Raw genomic sequence first — 16,268 nt, 5'->3', positions numbered from 1 at the left:
GCGTGGTGGAGGCGCGAGACCTCTTTGAGCAGGGTACTCATCGGCATGGGGTTACTCGCCATAGGGGTAGCTCGGGCCCACTCCGGTCCACGGGGGCTGGTTCGCGTAGCACTGGGCATACAGCCCGTTCAGCGTCTGATGGATGTCCTTGGGAAACGGGATGATGTTGTCCCAGTCCGTGGGGTTACCACCATGGCTGAGGTCCCGGACGTGGTGTGCCTGATAGGGCTTCCCATTGGCCTCGTTGGGCCATGCGCCGAAGCGCTCGGCCCAACGGCCTCGGAAGCCATCGCGAATGTTGTCCCAACGGTCGCGAGCCGTGGCGTTCTGGGCCGCTGTCAGCGTGCCGTAGTTGCAGCAGCAGTGGGTCATGCCGAAGCGGCTCCCTGCCCGCACGACCGTGCCCTCGAAGTCCATCTTCACGTCCGCGAGCCACATGCAGCCCTGAAGGACATAGCCCGTGCCAGAGCATTTCTCCCGGCAGTAGTCCATGAGCTGGGCGCTGCACTGCCATGGACCGTAGTGGATGACAGTGCGGAACTGGCCTCCGCCGGGCACGTTCACCAACGGGCCGACCCATTTCCGGGCACTGGTGGTTGTGGGGGCGGGCGTTGGTCCTTCGGCACATGCGGTAAGGAGCAAGACGCTCACCAGAACCGTGAGTTCATTGCGTTTGATGGTCATGGATGCACCCTACAGTGCGAGCACCAGTGCCTTCTCCTTGGTAGGAAGACGCATGCCGCTCCAATTCGCAGGGAACTTCCGTGAGCTCACGCTGGGATCCGACGAGGGCCCGTCCCTCGTGGAAGCGCGCGGGCAGATTTCGGAAGCAGAGCGCAGCCGGATCGGGCGCTATCTCGCGACGGGCACCGTCTTCGCGGTCAGCTCGGGGCCGCTGAGCGACTGGTTCACGGGGGAGAAGAACATCGCGCCCCACCATGCGCTGACGGATGGCGTGTGGCACTGGCGGGCCGACCTTCCGTACTACGTCCTGCGTTACGGCGTCGCGCTGCCTGACACGTTCCTCCAGCGCATGCAGGACCTGGATTGGAAGTGCCCAACCCTGTCGCGGCAGGAACTGGGCGCGTTCATGGAGCAACTGCTGTTCGAGGACAAGGTGCGGCAGAAGCTGAAGAAGAAGCAGACCCAGAAGTGACGGCCGGCCCCCGGCGGCGACGCCACGCTCCGGGCCCTCGATTCATGCTCCGAGGCCCGAGTCGTCAAGCCACGCGATGAGCTCCTGATATGACATCCCCGTCGCCTTGGCCGCGTTCCGTGCGAACGTTTTGGAGGACGCGGCCACGCTGGGCGTCGAGTGCTCCACCGGGAGATTCAGAAGGTCGAGGCAGCCCCTACGCAGGTGGATCCAGGAACGACTCGCCTGCTGCTTCAGCTCGCGCAACACGGACCACACCCTGTCGTCGTGGGAAGCGGAAACCTGCCCCTCGATCCGATCGTGCCCCTCCTTGCTGAGCGGGATCGGCGGACGACCGTCACGCACAGGGTGATGAAGCTCAACAACTTCGTCAGCAAGCGGTGCGCCTGAAACAATGCACACGTCGCCGGCGGCCCGGCACTCGATGCGCGCGTTCCCGCCCAACAGGTAGCGATCTGTCGCCGCCTGTTCGGCGGCGACCCATTGCTTCAGTGCATTCAGCGCCAGCGCGAACGCCCGAAACTCGTCGGGGAGCCGTCCCTCGAGCGACGGAGGCAACGGGTTCCGATCAAGGAACTCTCGAATGGGGCCAGGAGTCGTTGCCAGCACAGCGGACTGCTGGAGAAGCAGCGCGCCCACCTGGTCCAGCAAATCAGCGAACGCTTCCCGCGGAACCTTGCGGTTCAAGCAGGAGGGATCTTTGGCCGCCCACGCCCGATACTCGCCGAAGTACCGCTCCAGCAGTTCCTTTCGTTCAGGCTTGCCTGGCTTCGATTTCGGCTCTGGTCGCGCGTACGCCATTCCTCTCATCCTCCACACAATGAATGGCGTCAGCATGGCGCGCGCCCCACACCCGCCGGAATCACCCAGAAGAGGCATGGTGAGACAGCGGACGATGTGTCTCGGGTGTCTTCGCTACGGCGGTGCGGGCCGAATGTCTGGCCGTACATCCGCGAGCAGGCCCTCCACTTCATCCCGGTAGGGCAGCCCCGCCTGTGCTCCCAGCCGCGTCGTCGCGATGGCGGCCGCGGCGTGCGCGAACTGCGCGGCGGTGAGGAGCGGGTGCGACTCCGCCAGCGCGACACTCAGCGCCGCGGCGAATGCATCCCCTGCTCCGGTGGTATCCACCGTGTCCACCGGCAGGTCGGGCAGCCACGCCTCCTCCTCACGCGACACCAGCAGACTGCCTCCGGGTGCCGCGATGATCACCGCGCCCACGCCTCGCAGCAGCAGGTTCCGGGCTGCACGTCTCGCGGAGGCGCGGTCGTGCACCCGGATTCCCGTCAGCGTCCGGGCCTCCAATGCGTTGGGCCGGATGACGTGCACGTCCTCCAGCAAGACCTCCGGCAGCGGCACGGCCGGCGCGGGATCCAACACCACCCGGACCCCAGCGGCTCTCGCCAGGCGGACCGCGGCCTGGACCGCGTCCAGCGGCACCTCCAACTGCACGAGCAAGACCTTCGCCGTGGCGATCCACTCCGCGCTCCGCAACACATCCCGGATGGACAGTCTGTGATTGGCTCCCGGCGAAAAGAATGTCTGCTTCCTTCCGTGCCCATCCACCATCACCAGCACCGCTCCAGACGGCGTCGTCGCATCGGTCCGCAGCGCGTCCAGCGACACGCCCTCCCGTTCCAGCCGCGCCACCTGCGCCAGCCCGCGCCCATCCGCTCCGACCCTCGCCACCAGCGTGGCGTGCGCCCCCAGCCTCACCGCGGCCACCGCGGCGTTCGCCCCCTTTCCTCCGAGCGCTTCCTGGAAGACGTCGCCCTCGGCGCTGCCTCCCAGCTCCGGGAACGACCTCCCGCGCACCAGGTAGTCCGTCGCCACGCCCCCCACCACCACGATGCGTGGGCTCATGGCGAAACCCCTCCCCGTGCTTCCTGCGTCAGGTGCTGGAGGAACCAGTTCCGGGCCAGCCCCGCCGCCTGTTCGAGCGTCCCCGGCTCCTCGAAGAGGTGCGTCGCGCCGGGAACGATCTCCAATCGCTTCTCCGTGCGCAGCGCCTCCAATGCCTGCCGGTTGAGCGCAATCACCTGCGTGTCGTCCCCGCCCACGATGAGCAGGGTCGGTGCTCGCACCGCCGGCAGCAGGGCTCCCGCCAGGTCCGGACGGCCGCCCCGGGACACCACCGCCTGGAAGGCCTCAGGCATGCGCCCCGCGGCCACCAGCGCCGCGCCCGCTCCCGTGCTCGAACCCATCAACCCCAGCGGCTGGCTCCCCAGCGCCGGCAGCTGCGCCAGCCACCGCGTCGCTCCCACCAGCCTCCGCGCCAGCAGCTCGATGTCGAAGCGCAGGTGCCGCGTCCACCGCTCGGCTTCCTCCTCGTCCTGCGTGAGCAGGTCCATCAGCAGTGTCGCCAGCCCCACCTGTTGCAGCACCCGGGCGACGTACCGGTTGCGCGGGCTGAAGCGGCTGCTGCCGCTGCCGTGCGCGAACAGCACCACGCCCGAGACCGACTCCGGCACGCTCAGCGTTCCCTCCAACTCCACGCCGGGCTCCGCCTCCAACCGGACCGCGTATTCCGAAATGCGTGGCTCCATGTCTCAATCCTCCTTCCGGACTCACGGCGCCATCGGCGCGCTTTCCTCACCGTGCGCCGCGCGCGCCAGCAGCTCGCGCACCTCGTCGTCGGTGGTCTGCGTGAAGTCCTCGAACCATTGGCCTACCGCGTAGAACGGCGCCGGGGTGTGGACGCAGACGACCGCGTCCGCCTCACGCTCGAACTCCGCGCACGTCTCCGGCGCCCCCACCGGCACGCCCACCACGACGCGCGCGGGCCCGTGCTGGCGCAGCGCCCGGAGCGCCGCCCGCATGGTGGAGCCCGTCGCCAGCCCGTCATCCACCAGGATGACCGTCCGCCCTTCGACCCGCGCGGGCGGCCTGCCCTCCCGGAAGAGATGCTCCCGCCGGGCCAGCTCCCGCGTCTCACGCTCGGTGGCCGCGGCGATGGCGGACTTCGGAATCCCCAGCCTCCGCACGACGCTCGCGTTGAGCACCGTGACGCCGCCCGTGGCGATGGCCCCCATGGCCAGCTCCTCATGCCCCGGCGTGCCGAGCTTGCGCACCATGAACACGTCCAGCGGTACCCCGAGGATCCGAGCGACCTCGAACCCCACCGGCACACCGCCGCGCGGCAATGCCAACACCAACAGGTCACCGCCCTCGCCGAGCAGGACGCGGAGCCGTTGCCCCAGCGCACGGCCGGCGTCGACGCGGTCTCGAAACATTTGCATGACGTGCCCCCACCTCTTGAGGTGGAAGACATGCCCGGAGGCAGCAAGGCCGCCCTGCCCGTCCGCTCGCATCACACCCGAGTGACTGATTCAGCCATCAACCATTAACAAACATTCGCGTCCGCCCCCGCGCGCACAACGCGAAGCGTTACCTGCCTATCGTCTGCTCCGCGTCAAACCCAACGCAGGGAGTCCCCCATGTCGAAGGTCTATGAAGCTCCGGGTCAGAAGGGCAGCAAGGTCGAGTACAAGAGCCGTTACGGCAACTACATCGGCGGTGAGTTCGTCCCGCCGGTGAAGGGCCAGTACTTCGAGAACATCACCCCCGTCACCGGACGCCCCTTCTGCGAGGTTCCCCGCTCCACGGCGGAGGACATCGAGAAGGCGTTGGACGCGGCGCACAAGGCGAAGGACGCGTGGGGCCGCACCGCTCCGGGTGAGCGCGCCAACATCCTGCTGAAGATCGCCGACCGCATGGAGCAGAACCTGGAGATGCTCGCCGTCTCCGAGACGTGGGACAACGGCAAGCCCATCCGCGAGACGCTCGCCGCGGACCTGCCGCTGGCCATCGACCACTTCCGCTACTTCGCCGGTTGCATCCGCGCGCAGGAAGGCTCGCTCAGCCAGCTGGATGACAACACCGTCGCCTACCACTTCACCGAGCCCCTGGGCGTCGTGGGGCAGATCATCCCGTGGAACTTCCCGCTGCTGATGGCCGCGTGGAAGCTGGCGCCCGCGCTGGCCGCCGGCAACTGCGTGGTGCTCAAGCCCGCGGAGCAGACGCCCGTCACCATCCTCAAGTTCGCGGAGCTGGTGGGCGACCTCTTGCCGCCGGGCGTGCTCAACATCGTGAACGGCTTCGGCATCGAGGCCGGCAAGCCGCTCGCCAGCAACAAGCGCATCGCGAAGATTGCCTTCACGGGTGAGACGACCACCGGCCGCCTCATCATGCAGTACGCCTCCGAGAACATCATCCCCGTCACCCTGGAGCTGGGCGGCAAGTCCCCCAACATCTTCTTCGAGGACGTCTTCGCCAAGGACGACGACTTCGCCCAGAAGGCGCTGGAGGGCTTCGCCATGTTCGCCCTCAACCAGGGCGAGGTCTGCACCTGCCCGTCGCGCTCGCTCGTCGCCGAGCGCTTCTACGACGAGTTCATCGCCAGGGCGGTGGAGCGCACGAAGCGCATCGTGCAGGGCAACCCGCTGGACACCGCCACGCAGCTTGGCGCGCAGGCGTCCAACGACCAGCTGGAGAAGATCCTCAGCTACCTGGACATCGGCAAGAAGGAGGGCGCGAAGGTGCTCACCGGCGGCGGGCGCAAGGCGCTGCCCGGCGCGCTGGCGGAGGGCTACTACGTGGAGCCCACCATCTTCGAGGGCAGCAACAAGATGCGCGTGTTCCAGGAGGAGATCTTCGGCCCCGTCGTCGCGGTGGCGAAGTTCAAGGACGCCGAGGACGCGCTCGCGCTGGCCAATGACACGCTCTACGGCCTGGGCGCTGGCGTGTGGACGCGCGACACCCACACCGCGTACCGCATGGGCCGCGGCATCCAGGCGGGCCGCGTCTGGGTGAACTGCTACCACCTGTACCCCGCGCACGCGGCGTTCGGCGGCTACAAGCAGTCCGGCATCGGGCGTGAGACGCACAAGATGATGCTCAATCACTACCAGCAGACGAAGAACCTGCTCGTCAGCTACGACCCGAAGCCCATGGGCTTCTTCTAGGACGCCCGCGCATGCCCGTGCCGCGCGTCGAGGCCACGCCGGCCGCCGAGGCCTCCGAAGGCGTGCGCTTCCTCATCCGCTCACGCCTGTTCACCGACGACGAGTACCGCGCGCTGGAGCAGGAGGGGCCCCCGCTCAAGGGGCCGCGACGCTGAGGGGCGCGCTCCGGGGCAGGCGCAACGTGAAGGTGGCGCCCTGCCCCGGCTGGCTGTCCACGTCGATGCGGCCGCCCAGCGCTTCCACAATCTGGCGGCTGATGTAGAGCCCCAGCCCCATGCCGCCGTAGTGCCGCTCGCTCACGGCGCGCTCGAAGCGGCCGAAGAGGCGCGGCAGCGCGTCCGCGTCGATGCCGATGCCCTGGTCGCGCACCTCCACCCAGGCCTCGTCGCTCGCGTCCACGCCCGCGCGCACCGACACCGGGTGGCCCGCGCCGTACTTCGCCGCGTTGGTGAGCAGGTTCACCAGCACCTGGTCCAACCGCGACGCGTCCCAGTGGCCCGGCAGCGTGCGCGGCAGCTCCAGCTGGAGGGGACAGCGCGCCTGGGCGAACACGTCCTCCAGGCGCTCCACCGCGTCGCGCGTCAGCTGCGCCAGGTCCACCTCCGCGCGCTCCAGCGACAGCTTGCCCAATGACAGACGGCTGACGTCCAGCAGGTTGTCCACCAGCGCCGTCAGCCGGAACACCTGCCGCTGCGCGGTGTTGAGCCGTCCTGTCACCAGCGACGGCGTGCCCGAGGACTCCAGCGCCCGGCCAATGAGGTTGTGCTGGAGGATGAGGCTGGTGAGCGGCGTCTTCAATTCGTGGCTCGCCACGGAGAGGAACTCGTCGCGCAGCCGCACCGCGGACTGGGCGTCGTGGAACAGGCGCGCGTTCTCCAGCGCCACGCTCAGGCGCAGCGCCAGCTCCTCCGCCATGCTCACGTCCGCGGCCACCAGCGTGCGCTGGGGCTCCGCGGTGAACAGCGTGATGACGCCCAGCGTGCGGCCCCGCGCGCGCAGCGGCACCGACAGCACCGACGTGGGCGACAGGTGGTCCACCAGCGCCCGGTGCCCGGTGCGCGTGGAGAAGTCTTCGCACCGCATGAAGTCCACGTGGGAGAGGAAGCGGACCTCGCCGGTCTGGAAGCACTGGAGCGCCGGGTACGCGGGCCCCCGGTCCGTTCCTCCCAGGGCCGCATGCAGCCGCGCGTCGTGCTCGGGCACGCGGTGGGCCGCCGTCACCCGCCGCAGGGTGCCGTCCGGCGCGGCCAGGTCCACCAGGCAGCCGGTGGCCACGTGGTCCACCACCAGCCGCGCCACCTCCGGCAGCGCCGCCTCCACGTCGTCCAGGCGCAGCGCCAGCACGCGGCTTGCGTCCAATAGCAGCTGCAGCCGCTCCTCGGCCTCCTTGCGCCGGGTGACGTCCGCCATGGCGCCGGTGAGGTCCGTCACCTTCCCGTCCGGCCCGGCGAAGGACTGCCCCACGCTGTGCAGCCAGCGCACGCCGCCGTCGCGGCGGATGACGCGGAACTCCGCCTCGAAGAAGCCCGGCGCCTCGCGCTGATTGCGGCGGAACTCCGCCTCCACGTGCGGCCGGTCCTCCGGGTGGAGGTATTGCAGCAGGTCCCCCACCGGCAGGGATGAGTCCACCGCCGGCAGGCCCAGCAGGTGATTGAGCGCCGCGTCGCGCAGCTCCTTGCCGTGCACCAGGTCCAGGCGCCACGTCCCCATGTCGCCCGTCACCAGCGCCTGCCGCAGCCGCTCCGAGCGCTCGCGCAGCGCTTCGTAGAGGGCGGCGCGCTCCAGCGCCTGCGCGCACTGGTGCGCCAGCGCCTCCAGGAACGCGCGCTCCGCGGCCGGGAAGACGCGCGGCTCCGGCCACCCGAGCAGCAAGAGCCCCCGCGCGCGCAAGTCCCCCCACAGCGGCACCACCGCGCGGGCCCCCTGCCCGTGGCTGCGCGCGAGCTCCGCGTCCTGCGGGTAGCGCGCGACGAACTCCTCCAACGAACCGAACCAGCCCGCCTCGCGCCGGATGCACTGGATGCCCTCGCGGGCGGCGCCGCTCGCCGGGCGGTGGAAGGCGGCCAGCGCGTCCTCGGAGTACCCCAGCACGCGCAGCGGACGCACGAGGCCGTCCTCCTCCAGCGCCAGCACCGCGACGCGCGTGGCGCCGCTCGCCTCCCACACCTCGCGCGCCAGCACCTGGGCCACCGCGTCCTCGGTGGCCGCGCGGGACAGGGACGCCGTCACCGCCTGCAGCCGCGCCGTGCGCGCCTGGGCCTGGCGGGCTTCGCCATACAGGCGCGCGTTGTCCAGCGACAGCGCGGCCCGGCGGGCCAGCTCACGCGCCAGCTCCAGGTCGGGTTCGCCGTAGCGGCCGGCCGCGCCGGACATCAATGACAGACATCCCAGCACCCGCCCGCGCGCCACCAGCGGCACCACCATCACGGAGCGGCAGCCCAGGCGCCAGGTGTCCTCCATGGACTCGTTTCCCCGGGCCGCCTCCAGGAACACCTGCTCGGGCACGTCCGGGATGAGCCGGGCCTCTCCGGTGCGCAGCACGTGGGCCACGCCGAGGGAGCCGTCCTCCCGCAGGGCCCAGCGCCCGGCGATGGCATACACGGAAGGCACCAGCGCGGAGTCCCGGTGCGCCGCGGCCCGGCGCACCACCGCGCCGGACGGAGTGACGACGTCCACCGCGCACCAGTCCGCCAGGTCCGGCACCACCAGCTCCGCCAGCTGGCGCAGCACCGTGGGCTCATCCAGCGACGACGCCAGCGCCTCGCCCGCGCGGGCCAGGAACGCGAAGCGGCCCTCCTCCGCGGCGCAGGCCCCACGCGCACCGGCCTGGGACGCGGGGGACACGACGTTCGCCGTCACGGCGGACGGCGGCCGTGTCTCACCGGTGGGCTCGGTTGAAGGCTCAAGGGATGGTTCGGGCATGGAGCGCGGGCCACGACGTCACGGGGATGACGCCATACCAATGGGACATTCCGATAATGACGGTCTAAGACCTGCCACAAGCCGCGGCGACCACCGGACTCCCATCGAGTGTCCGGCAGGCAACCCACCGGCGCCCGGCGGCTCAGCCCGCCGCCACGTCCGGTGAAGGCGGGTTCCACCACACCGCGCCCTTGCCCTGGATGGCGGCGTGCGCGCGCTCCCGCACCGCCCGCATGCCCGCCGGGTCCAGGGGCCGGAAGGCCGCGGCCGCCTGGAGCGCGGCGTCCTGTTCGTTCGGGAAGCCCATCCCCAGCAACATCACGTCCGGCTCCAGCGTGAGCGTGTACCGCACGCACTCCGCCACCGACAGGTGCGGCAATTCCGGCGTGCCCGGCGTCTGGTCTCCAGAGCCTGGGGAGCTGACCTTGCCGCGAGGACGCGCCTGGAGCGGCCGGCCGTAGCCCTCCGTGTCCCCCAGCAGCTTGCCCGCGCCGAACGTCTTGAAGGACACCACGCCCACGCCCTTCTCCCGCGCCAGGGGCAGCACCTGTTCCACGTAGCGCGCGTCCACGAACGGCCCCAGCGGGAACATCACCACGTCACACCGGCCCGAGCGCACCGCCGCCACCAGCGCGTCCGGGTGGTGGCAGGAGATGCCCTTGAAGCGCGCCTGCCCCTTCGCCACGCACGCCTCCAGCTGCTCCAGCGCGCCGCCCGGCCGGGCCAGCGCCTCCCACTGCGCCAGCGACTTCACCGCGTGCAGCGCGAACAGGTCCACCCAGGGCAGGCCCAGCCGCCGCAGGGACAGCTCCACCTGCGGCGCCACCGGCGCGTCCAGCGCGTCCACCTTGTCGATGACGAACACGCCCTCGCGGCGGCCGCGCAGCGCCTGGCCCACCACCTCCTCGCTCAGGCCGTCCTCGTAGCCGGGCGCCGTGTCGATGACGTTGAGCCCCGCGTCCAGCGCCCGCGCGAGCGTGGCGATCAGCTCCTCGCGCGGCACCGTGCGGTCCGCCAGGTCGCCAATGCCCACCGCCGTGGCGGTGAAGCCCGTGCGCCCCAACGCGCGGCGCGGGGTGAAGCGGGGAAGCGAGGTCGTGGTCATGAAGAAGTCCTCCCGTCAGGAGGCAAGCATCTCAACGCGAGCCGCGCCCCGCCCGGTTCTTGTCCCAGATGGCTCCCAGGATGAGCAGGTAGGCCACCAGGCGGATGACGTACAGGTAGTGGATGCGCTCCGTGTCCAGGTCCGGTCCCACCACGGCGCCCAGCAGGTTGTTCAGCCCCATCAGCGTGAACGCCAGGGAGAACAGCGCGAACAGCCGGTCCTTCGACTGGAGATAGAAGCGCAGGAAGAACAGGGCGCACGCCAGGTACGCCATCATCACCGCGCCATCGAGCAGAGGCTTCCACATGCTCAGGACACGTCCCAGATGAGGCCGAAGAGCAACACGCCGCCCCCCACGAGCGACGTGAAGGTGCGGGCCAGCGACAGGTCTCCCGCGGGAATGACCACCAGGTCCACGAAGAGCAGCACGTTGTTCACCGTGAACGCCGAGAAGCACAGGCCGCTGTAGAGCAAGAGCTTCATCCGCGTGCGCCGCCAGGCCCTCAGCAGCAGCACCGCGCACGCGAGGCTCGTCAGCGCACACAGGATGTAGACCGCTTCAGCCATAGGTCAGTCGCCGTCCTTCTTGATCACGAACGCGTCCGCGAAGCCCCGCACCCGGTCCATGGGGCGTGAGAAGATGAACGAAATCACGCTCACCCGGCGCGCGGCGTACGCCGCGGCCAGCTCCGCCGTGGCCTGTACGTCCTCCGAGCGGCCGGGGCTGAAGCGGTAGGCGTCCTGCTCCACCCCATCCTGGAGAAGCAGCCCGCCCGTCTTGAGCTCCGCCATGCGGCGGGCCGCCGAGGCTTCGGTGATGCGCAGCTCCAGGGCCACCGCCGACGCAGACCACGCCCGGTCCGTCCGGGCGCGAAGCAAGAGGAGGACCTCCAGCTTCTCGATGGAATCGATGTGCGTCGTGATGAAGCGCTGGACCCGTGGAGAAAGGCCGGCGTCAGTCACGTCTCCACCTATGGACCCAGATACTTTGTGAATCAACCTTTTCGGTGATGGCGGTTGTTAACAGTCTCACACGAGCCTGGCCGTCTGGCTGGTCCGGGTGCGTCACGCCGGGGGCCCCCTGATTCCGCCTAGTTGCGGACACGGGGGGCGGGAGCGCGGACGCGGACGTCCATGCGGGCATCGCCGGCCACCATGCTGCTCAGCGCTTCGGGTTGGGCCGGGGACAGGCGGGCCACGGCGCGCAGGGCGGCCACCAGGATGAGGGACTCCAGGCTGGAGGGCACGGACAGCCCCTGGGGGCCGGCCTTCACGGGCAGGGGCAGCCGGGGCGCGCGGCCGGCGGCGGACAGCGCCTCCACGGCGTAGCCGGGGCGGGACTCCAGCGACACGGTGATGGCGGGCAACCCCTGGGCCTCCTTGTCCGCGCCGTGCACCTGGAGCTCCAGCAGCCGCCCCAATGAGCCGGGGGACAGGTAGAGCGCCAGGCCCGAGGGGCCGTCGTCCTCGCCGTGGAAGACGCAGCCCTCGTAGGTGTGCTCGTGCGCGCCCGTCACGTCCACGGTGAAGGCCTGGCTGTCGTCCCAGTGCGTCCAGGGCTGCGCGTCCCAGAACTCGGTGGCGGCCTGGACGAAGAGCAGCGCCTTGTCGCTGCCCAGGCCGGACACGCCCATCTGGCCCCACGCGAGGAAGGTGGCGATGGCCGCCCGCGCGGAGAGGGCCGCCAGGGACGGAGGCGCCACGGCCAGGCCCAGCTCGGAGGCGGCGTCCGCCAGGGCGGGCTCGCACGACACGTCGGACGGCTCCAGGCCGGCGATGAGGGCGCGCACGCCGGCCAGGTCCGTCTGTTCGAAGACGGGCGGAGACGGGTCGCCCGACTCGCCGATGCGCAGGTAGACGCCGGTGGTGCCCACGGAGAGGGGCACGGGACCCAGCTTGAGCAGATGGAACATGGCGGACCCTCCGGGCACGCGGTCGGTGCGTCTCGGCTCACCCTCCCCGGACGCGGGGATTCGCGTCCAGGGACCGGCGCACCAGCTTCATCAGGGCCCGGATGTCGAACGGCTTCTGGAGGAACTCCATGCCCGGGTACAGGCGCTTGAGCCCGTTGACGTCCACGGCGCTCATGCCCAGCACGGGGATGTGGCGCAGGGACGGGTCCTGCCCGATGCGTTCAATCAGCGCGGGGCCGTCCAGCACGGGCATCATCCAGTCCGTGAGCACCAGGTCCGGCTTCACCTCCGCCATGCGCTCCAGGGCCTCACGGCCGTGGGACGCCGTGAGCACGCGGTAGCCCTCCTCGCGCAGCAGGTCCGCGAGCGCCTCCAGGATGCCCTGTTCGTCGTCCACCACCAGCACTGTCTCGGTCGCGGGAACCACGGAGCCTCCGAGGTCAGGAGTGGTTGCCCGGGAAGCGGGCGATGCCGGTGAGCAGCAGCTCGGGTGACGGCTGGAAGGGCGGCTGGATCTCGATTCCCTGGCTGGTGATGAGGAACTCGCGCAGCGTCGGGTCGTAGTCCGCGTCCCGCAGCTTGAAGATGGAGAGCAGCCGCCGCAGGCGGCCGTTGAGTTCCAGGTGGCGCATGAACAGCAGGTTCTCCGCCACGCCGGACAGGCCGGTCCCCAGGGGCACGTCCATGTCCGGGCCGAAGAGGCGCGGCGTCTCCAGCGTGAAGACGGTCGTCACCCCGTGGCGTCGCAGCTCCTGCGTGAGCGCCGCGAAGAAGGGGCTGATGCGCGCCGGCTCGTTCGTGGTCTCCACCATGGCGCTCAGGCCGTCCACGAACAGCCGCTTCACGCCGCGCTTGCGCACGTCCTCCAGCATCGTGTGCGCCACCAGGTCCAGGTTGCACTCGGCGGGCATGTTCCACTGGAGCGACAGCCGGCCGTCCTTCACCGCGCTGCCCAGGGACAGTCCCACGTTGGCCGCCTTGTGCAGCAGCCGGTCCGGCCCCTCGTAGAAGCTCACCATCAGGCAGGGCTCGCCCAGGCGCAGCCCCTCCGACAGGTGGCTCACGCCGAGGATGGTTTTTCCGCAGCCCGGGGGCCCCATCACCAGCGTGGTGGACGCCGCGGCGATGCCTTCTGGAATCATGGCGTCCAACGTGGGCACGCCGAAGCGCACGCGCTGCGTGCCCCAGTCCGGCGGCTGCGCGCGGCTGACCATGGTCTCCAGGCGGGGGAAGACCTCCAGGCCCGACTCGGAGATGCGGAAGTGGTGCGTGCCGTTGAGGCTGGCGCTGCCCCGGAACTTGCGCACCTGGATTTCACGCCAGGAGCGCATGGCCGCCGTGCGCTCGCGCAGCTCCAGGATGCCATCCACCATGGTGTATTCCGGGTGCACGGTGGGGCCCACGCTGCTCGTGAGCAGGAGCGCGGTGAAGCGCGACAGGCCGGCGGACACCTGGAGCTCGTGGATGAACTTCTTGAAGTCGCGGCTGCTGCCCGCGGCCTCCTGCGCCTGCACCAGGCCGTCCAGCACCAGGATGCCCGCGCCGTGGTTGCGCATCTCCCGGCGCAAGAGCTCCAGCAGGCCCGGCAGCCCCTGCTCCTCCAGCATGCGGAAGCCGCTGACGTAGTAGATGCGCTGCGGCAGCTGGGAGGCGTCGAAGAACGACATGCCGCGCAGGTTCGCGAGCATGCGCGAGTGCGACTCCGCCAGCAGCGTCACGTACAGGCAGCGAGTGCCCTGGCGGGCCTGCGAGTAGCACAGCTGGTTGGCGAAGAGGGTCTTCCCCGCGCCGGGCTCCCCCACGACGATGTAGACGCCTGAGGCCACCAGGCCACCGCCCAGGATGGGGTCCAGTCCGGGCACACCTGTCGTGATGCGATCGAAGACAGGGGAGTGCTGCTCGCTAGGGGACATGGCGACCGCTCATACCGTAAAACCCGGGGTGTCGCCCTGGGAGTTTCACGCCGGGGCCCCCTGACTGCCTGGAGCCCTCAACCCGTGGAAACCCTCGTCCGGTTCGCCGAAGGCCTGGGGCGCTTCTCCGCGCGCTTCGTCCCCAGCGCCTTCGCCATCGCGGTGCTGCTCACCCTGCTCACCATGGCGCTGGCCCTGGGGTGGGTGGGCGCCGCGCCGCCGGTGGTGCTGGACGCGTGGGGCGGCGGCTTCTGGGAGCTCTTGACCTTCTCCATGCAGATGGCCCTGGTGATGTTCACCGGCTATCTGTTGGCGCTCACCGCCCCGGTGAAGGCGCTGCTGGAGAAGGTCGCCAGCCTGCCCGGGAGCCCCCGGAGCGCCACCGCGCTGATGGCGGCGGTGTCCATGGCGCTCGCGTACTTCAACTGGGGCCTGTCGCTGGTCGCCAGCGCCATGCTGGTGCGCTTCATCGCGCGCAGGCGCCCGGACGTGGACTACCGGCTGCTGGTGGCGTGCGCCTACTTCGGGCTGGGCGCCACGTGGCACGCGGGCCTGTCCGCCTCCGCGCCGCTGCTCGTCGCGACGCCGGGGCACTTCCTGGAGAAGCAGCTGGGGGTCATCCCCATCGACCGGACGCTCTTCTCCCCCTTCAACGTGGGCCTGACGCTGGCGGCGGTGGCGCTGCTCACCGCGCTGGCGTGGGCGCTGCACCCGTCGCCGGAGCGCACCGTGCGCGTGGAGCCCGCGGTGCTGGAGAAGCTGGGCGACTTCGTTCCCCCGGAGAAGCCTCAGGGGAAGTTGAGCCCCGCGGAGTGGCTGGACCACGCGTGGCTGCTCAACGCCATCTTCGGCGTGCTGGGCCTGGCGTGGTTCGCGCGGCACCTGTGGCTGAACGGCGGCTGGAAGGCGCTCAACCTCAACGTGGTGAACTTCACCTTCCTCATGCTGGCGGTGCTGCTGCACGGCACGCCCGCGCGGCTGCTCAAGGCGAGCGAGGAGGCCGCGAGCGTCCTGCACGGCATCGTGCTGCAGTTCCCGCTGTACGCGGGCATCTACGGCATCTTCAAGGCCACGGGGCTCACGGACCGGATTGGTGAGCTCTTCGTGTCGCTGTCCACGCAGCAGACCTTCCCCGCCATCGTGTACCTCTACAGCGGCGTGGTGAACTACTTCGTGCCCTCCGGCGGCTCCAAGTGGGCCATCGAGGCGCCCTACCTGCTGGATGCGGCCGGGCGGCTGGGCGTGGCGCCGGAGAAGGTGGTGCTGGCGTACGCGTGGGGAGACATGGCCACCGACCTCATCCAGCCCTTCTGGGCGCTGCCGCTGCTGGCCGTGGCGCGGCTGGAGTTCAAGGACATCCTCGGCTTCCTCCTGGTGGCCTTCCTCGCGTACCTGCCGCTGGTGACGCTCGGCTTCTTCCTCTTCGGATAGCGCGGTGCGCCGGCCTCCAGAGCCCGGGGTTTCCGGGACTCGGGGAATGGGACCGGGATGTTTCATGGTAGACAGGCACACCCAGGGGCCGGACGTGGGCCGGCCCTGTTCAACATCAACGAGGGGACCCCAAGACATGAAGAACCTGTTCAACGGAAGCGTGCTGTGCGCGGTGCTGGGTGTGGCGTCGGTGGCGGGAGCGCAGGAGGCGGCGGCGCCGGCGGCGGAGTCGGCGAAGGCCCCCAGCGCGGACGCGGTGCGCGACACCTGGAACTACTTCTACAAGGGCCAGGGCCAGGGTCCCGTGCTGGTGGAGGCCAAGCTGTGCACGGAGGTGGCCAAGGACGGCCCCAACAAGTTCGAGTGCACCGCCGAGGTGGGCCCCGAGGGCGTCAAGGCGAACACCAACGTGATGCTGTGGCAGAGCTACCTGGTGCCCCAGGGCGACTCCATCGACGACCTCACGGTGCAGGTGAAGCAGGGCTCCACCGTGCGCGAGACGAAGGACGTGAAGGTGAAGGGTGACGGCTGGCGCGCGCGTCAGTGGACCGGCGTGCGGCTGCCCAAGGCCGGCAACTGGACCGTGTCCGTCATGCGCGGCGATCAGGTCCTGAAGGAAGTGCAGGTGAAGGTGCTGTAAGGCCTTCATCCCGTTCACCATCAAACGCATCCATCGACGCCCGCCGGGGAGACCCGCGCGGGCGTCTTTCTTTACCGTCCCCCCTCCCTCCGGTCGGCAGGAATTACCGGCTGGCGGACATGGACCCTGCCCTTCCACCCGGCTCACCGGGACTTCCGTCGAGGGGACACCTTTGCCAGGACACGTTGGCCGCGCGCTTGCAGTACGGCTTGGGCGCGGTTGAAGGG

18 protein-coding genes are annotated in these 16,268 nt (G+C 70.0%); 5 read left to right on the top strand and 13 right to left on the bottom strand.

The window, feature by feature from the left end; all coding sequences use genetic code 11:
• Positions 1-51: 51 nt before the first annotated feature.
• Positions 52-564, bottom strand: coding sequence for a hypothetical protein (locus tag D7X55_RS20465; protein WP_233609958.1), 513 nt, complete (start codon positions 562-564; stop codon positions 52-54).
• Between the two features lie 172 nt (positions 565-736).
• Here D7X55_RS20465 and D7X55_RS20460 point away from each other — a divergent pair, with 172 nt between their 5' ends.
• The gene (locus D7X55_RS20460) at positions 737-1,156 is read left to right on the top strand and encodes a hypothetical protein (RefSeq protein WP_121723942.1); all 420 of its coding nucleotides are present in this window, start codon (positions 737-739) and stop codon (positions 1,154-1,156) included.
• A 42-nt stretch (positions 1,157-1,198) separates the two neighbouring features.
• Here D7X55_RS20460 and D7X55_RS20455 read toward each other — a convergent pair whose 3' ends face one another.
• From D7X55_RS20455 to D7X55_RS20440, 4 genes are all read right to left on the bottom strand, one after another.
• Positions 1,199-1,957 (bottom strand): hypothetical protein, encoded by a 759-nt coding sequence (locus D7X55_RS20455; protein ID WP_147442721.1) that lies wholly within the window; start codon positions 1,955-1,957, stop codon positions 1,199-1,201.
• Between the two features lie 114 nt (positions 1,958-2,071).
• The gene (locus tag D7X55_RS20450) at positions 2,072-3,016 is read right to left on the bottom strand and encodes a ribokinase (protein ID WP_121723941.1); all 945 of its coding nucleotides are present in this window, start codon (positions 3,014-3,016) and stop codon (positions 2,072-2,074) included.
• Positions 3,013-3,699, bottom strand: coding sequence for a dienelactone hydrolase family protein (locus D7X55_RS20445; RefSeq protein ID WP_120548096.1), 687 nt, complete (start codon positions 3,697-3,699; stop codon positions 3,013-3,015). The genes D7X55_RS20450 and D7X55_RS20445 overlap by 4 nt, the downstream gene beginning before the upstream one ends.
• 21 nt (positions 3,700-3,720) lie before the next feature.
• Positions 3,721-4,392: a phosphoribosyltransferase gene (locus D7X55_RS20440; RefSeq protein WP_121723943.1), complete on the bottom strand. Its 672-nt coding sequence runs from the start codon at positions 4,390-4,392 to the stop codon at positions 3,721-3,723.
• Positions 4,393-4,590: 198 nt separating this feature from the next.
• On the opposite strand from D7X55_RS20440, the gene adh reads away from it, so the two are divergent.
• Positions 4,591-6,117 (top strand): aldehyde dehydrogenase, encoded by a 1,527-nt coding sequence (gene adh / locus D7X55_RS20435; RefSeq protein ID WP_121723940.1) that lies wholly within the window; start codon positions 4,591-4,593, stop codon positions 6,115-6,117.
• A gap of 11 nt (positions 6,118-6,128) precedes the next feature.
• Positions 6,129-6,272, top strand: a complete 144-nt coding sequence (locus tag D7X55_RS20430; protein ID WP_233609957.1) for a hypothetical protein — start codon at positions 6,129-6,131, stop codon at positions 6,270-6,272.
• Here the strand turns inward: D7X55_RS20430 and D7X55_RS20425 are convergent.
• The 8 genes from D7X55_RS20425 to D7X55_RS20390 all read right to left on the bottom strand — a co-directional run bounded on the left by D7X55_RS20425 (position 6,253) and on the right by D7X55_RS20390 (position 13,970).
• The gene (locus D7X55_RS20425) at positions 6,253-9,039 is read right to left on the bottom strand and encodes a GAF domain-containing protein (RefSeq protein WP_121723939.1); all 2,787 of its coding nucleotides are present in this window, start codon (positions 9,037-9,039) and stop codon (positions 6,253-6,255) included. The genes D7X55_RS20430 and D7X55_RS20425 overlap by 20 nt on opposite strands.
• Before the next feature lie 142 nt (positions 9,040-9,181).
• Complete coding sequence (locus D7X55_RS20420; RefSeq protein WP_120548093.1) at positions 9,182-10,144, bottom strand: aldo/keto reductase; 963 nt, start codon at positions 10,142-10,144, stop codon at positions 9,182-9,184.
• Positions 10,145-10,175: 31 nt separating this feature from the next.
• Positions 10,176-10,451 carry a DUF5985 family protein gene (locus D7X55_RS20415; protein WP_120548092.1) on the bottom strand — a complete coding sequence of 92 codons (276 nt, stop codon included), beginning with the start codon at positions 10,449-10,451 and terminating at the stop codon, positions 10,176-10,178.
• Positions 10,452-10,453: 2 nt separating this feature from the next.
• Positions 10,454-10,711, bottom strand: a complete 258-nt coding sequence (locus D7X55_RS20410; protein WP_120548091.1) for a DUF5985 family protein — start codon at positions 10,709-10,711, stop codon at positions 10,454-10,456.
• Positions 10,712-10,714: 3 nt separating this feature from the next.
• Entirely contained in the window at positions 10,715-11,107 is a 393-nt protein-coding gene (locus tag D7X55_RS20405) for a hypothetical protein (protein WP_120548090.1), read from the bottom strand.
• A gap of 128 nt (positions 11,108-11,235) precedes the next feature.
• A complete protein-coding gene (locus D7X55_RS20400) occupies positions 11,236-12,057 on the bottom strand; it encodes a hypothetical protein (protein ID WP_120548089.1) in 822 nt (273 codons plus the stop codon).
• A gap of 37 nt (positions 12,058-12,094) precedes the next feature.
• Positions 12,095-12,484, bottom strand: a complete 390-nt coding sequence (locus D7X55_RS20395; RefSeq protein WP_121723938.1) for a response regulator — start codon at positions 12,482-12,484, stop codon at positions 12,095-12,097.
• A gap of 13 nt (positions 12,485-12,497) precedes the next feature.
• Positions 12,498-13,970, bottom strand: coding sequence for an ATPase domain-containing protein (locus D7X55_RS20390; protein ID WP_121723937.1), 1,473 nt, complete (start codon positions 13,968-13,970; stop codon positions 12,498-12,500).
• Between the two features lie 84 nt (positions 13,971-14,054).
• Between D7X55_RS20390 and D7X55_RS20385 the strand changes: the two genes are divergently transcribed.
• Positions 14,055-15,401: a short-chain fatty acid transporter gene (locus D7X55_RS20385; protein WP_120548086.1), complete on the top strand. Its 1,347-nt coding sequence runs from the start codon at positions 14,055-14,057 to the stop codon at positions 15,399-15,401.
• A gap of 136 nt (positions 15,402-15,537) precedes the next feature.
• Positions 15,538-16,041: a hypothetical protein gene (locus tag D7X55_RS20380; RefSeq protein ID WP_120548085.1), complete on the top strand. Its 504-nt coding sequence runs from the start codon at positions 15,538-15,540 to the stop codon at positions 16,039-16,041.
• Positions 16,042-16,268: the final 227 nt, after the last annotated feature.

The sequence above is a fragment of the Corallococcus sp. AB049A genome, assembly GCF_003668885.1.
In the GTDB taxonomy this organism is placed as follows: domain Bacteria; phylum Myxococcota; class Myxococcia; order Myxococcales; family Myxococcaceae; genus Corallococcus; species Corallococcus interemptor.
Note: the sequence above shows the minus strand (reverse complement) of the source record. Positions and strands in the feature narration are given on the sequence as shown.

What these genes read in the sequence shown, in the direction of transcription:
- D7X55_RS20460 (WP_121723942.1), top strand. Translation starts at nt 737, where the DNA reads ATGCCGCTCCAATTCGCAGGGAACTTCCGTGAGCTCACGCTGGGATCC.
- D7X55_RS20455 (WP_147442721.1), bottom strand. Translation starts at nt 1,957, where the DNA reads ATGGCGTACGCGCGACCAGAGCCGAAATCGAAGCCAGGCAAGCCTGAA.
- D7X55_RS20450 (WP_121723941.1), bottom strand. Translation starts at nt 3,016, where the DNA reads ATGAGCCCACGCATCGTGGTGGTGGGGGGCGTGGCGACGGACTACCTG.
- D7X55_RS20445 (WP_120548096.1), bottom strand. Translation starts at nt 3,699, where the DNA reads ATGGAGCCACGCATTTCGGAATACGCGGTCCGGTTGGAGGCGGAGCCC.
- D7X55_RS20440 (WP_121723943.1), bottom strand. Translation starts at nt 4,392, where the DNA reads ATGCAAATGTTTCGAGACCGCGTCGACGCCGGCCGTGCGCTGGGGCAA.
- adh (WP_121723940.1), top strand. Translation starts at nt 4,591, where the DNA reads ATGTCGAAGGTCTATGAAGCTCCGGGTCAGAAGGGCAGCAAGGTCGAG.
- D7X55_RS20430 (WP_233609957.1), top strand. Translation starts at nt 6,129, where the DNA reads ATGCCCGTGCCGCGCGTCGAGGCCACGCCGGCCGCCGAGGCCTCCGAA.
- D7X55_RS20425 (WP_121723939.1), bottom strand. Translation starts at nt 9,039, where the DNA reads ATGCCCGAACCATCCCTTGAGCCTTCAACCGAGCCCACCGGTGAGACA.
- D7X55_RS20420 (WP_120548093.1), bottom strand. Translation starts at nt 10,144, where the DNA reads ATGACCACGACCTCGCTTCCCCGCTTCACCCCGCGCCGCGCGTTGGGG.
- D7X55_RS20415 (WP_120548092.1), bottom strand. Translation starts at nt 10,451, where the DNA reads ATGTGGAAGCCTCTGCTCGATGGCGCGGTGATGATGGCGTACCTGGCG.
- D7X55_RS20410 (WP_120548091.1), bottom strand. Translation starts at nt 10,711, where the DNA reads ATGGCTGAAGCGGTCTACATCCTGTGTGCGCTGACGAGCCTCGCGTGC.
- D7X55_RS20400 (WP_120548089.1), bottom strand. Translation starts at nt 12,057, where the DNA reads ATGTTCCATCTGCTCAAGCTGGGTCCCGTGCCCCTCTCCGTGGGCACC.
- D7X55_RS20390 (WP_121723937.1), bottom strand. Translation starts at nt 13,970, where the DNA reads ATGTCCCCTAGCGAGCAGCACTCCCCTGTCTTCGATCGCATCACGACA.
- D7X55_RS20380 (WP_120548085.1), top strand. Translation starts at nt 15,538, where the DNA reads ATGAAGAACCTGTTCAACGGAAGCGTGCTGTGCGCGGTGCTGGGTGTG.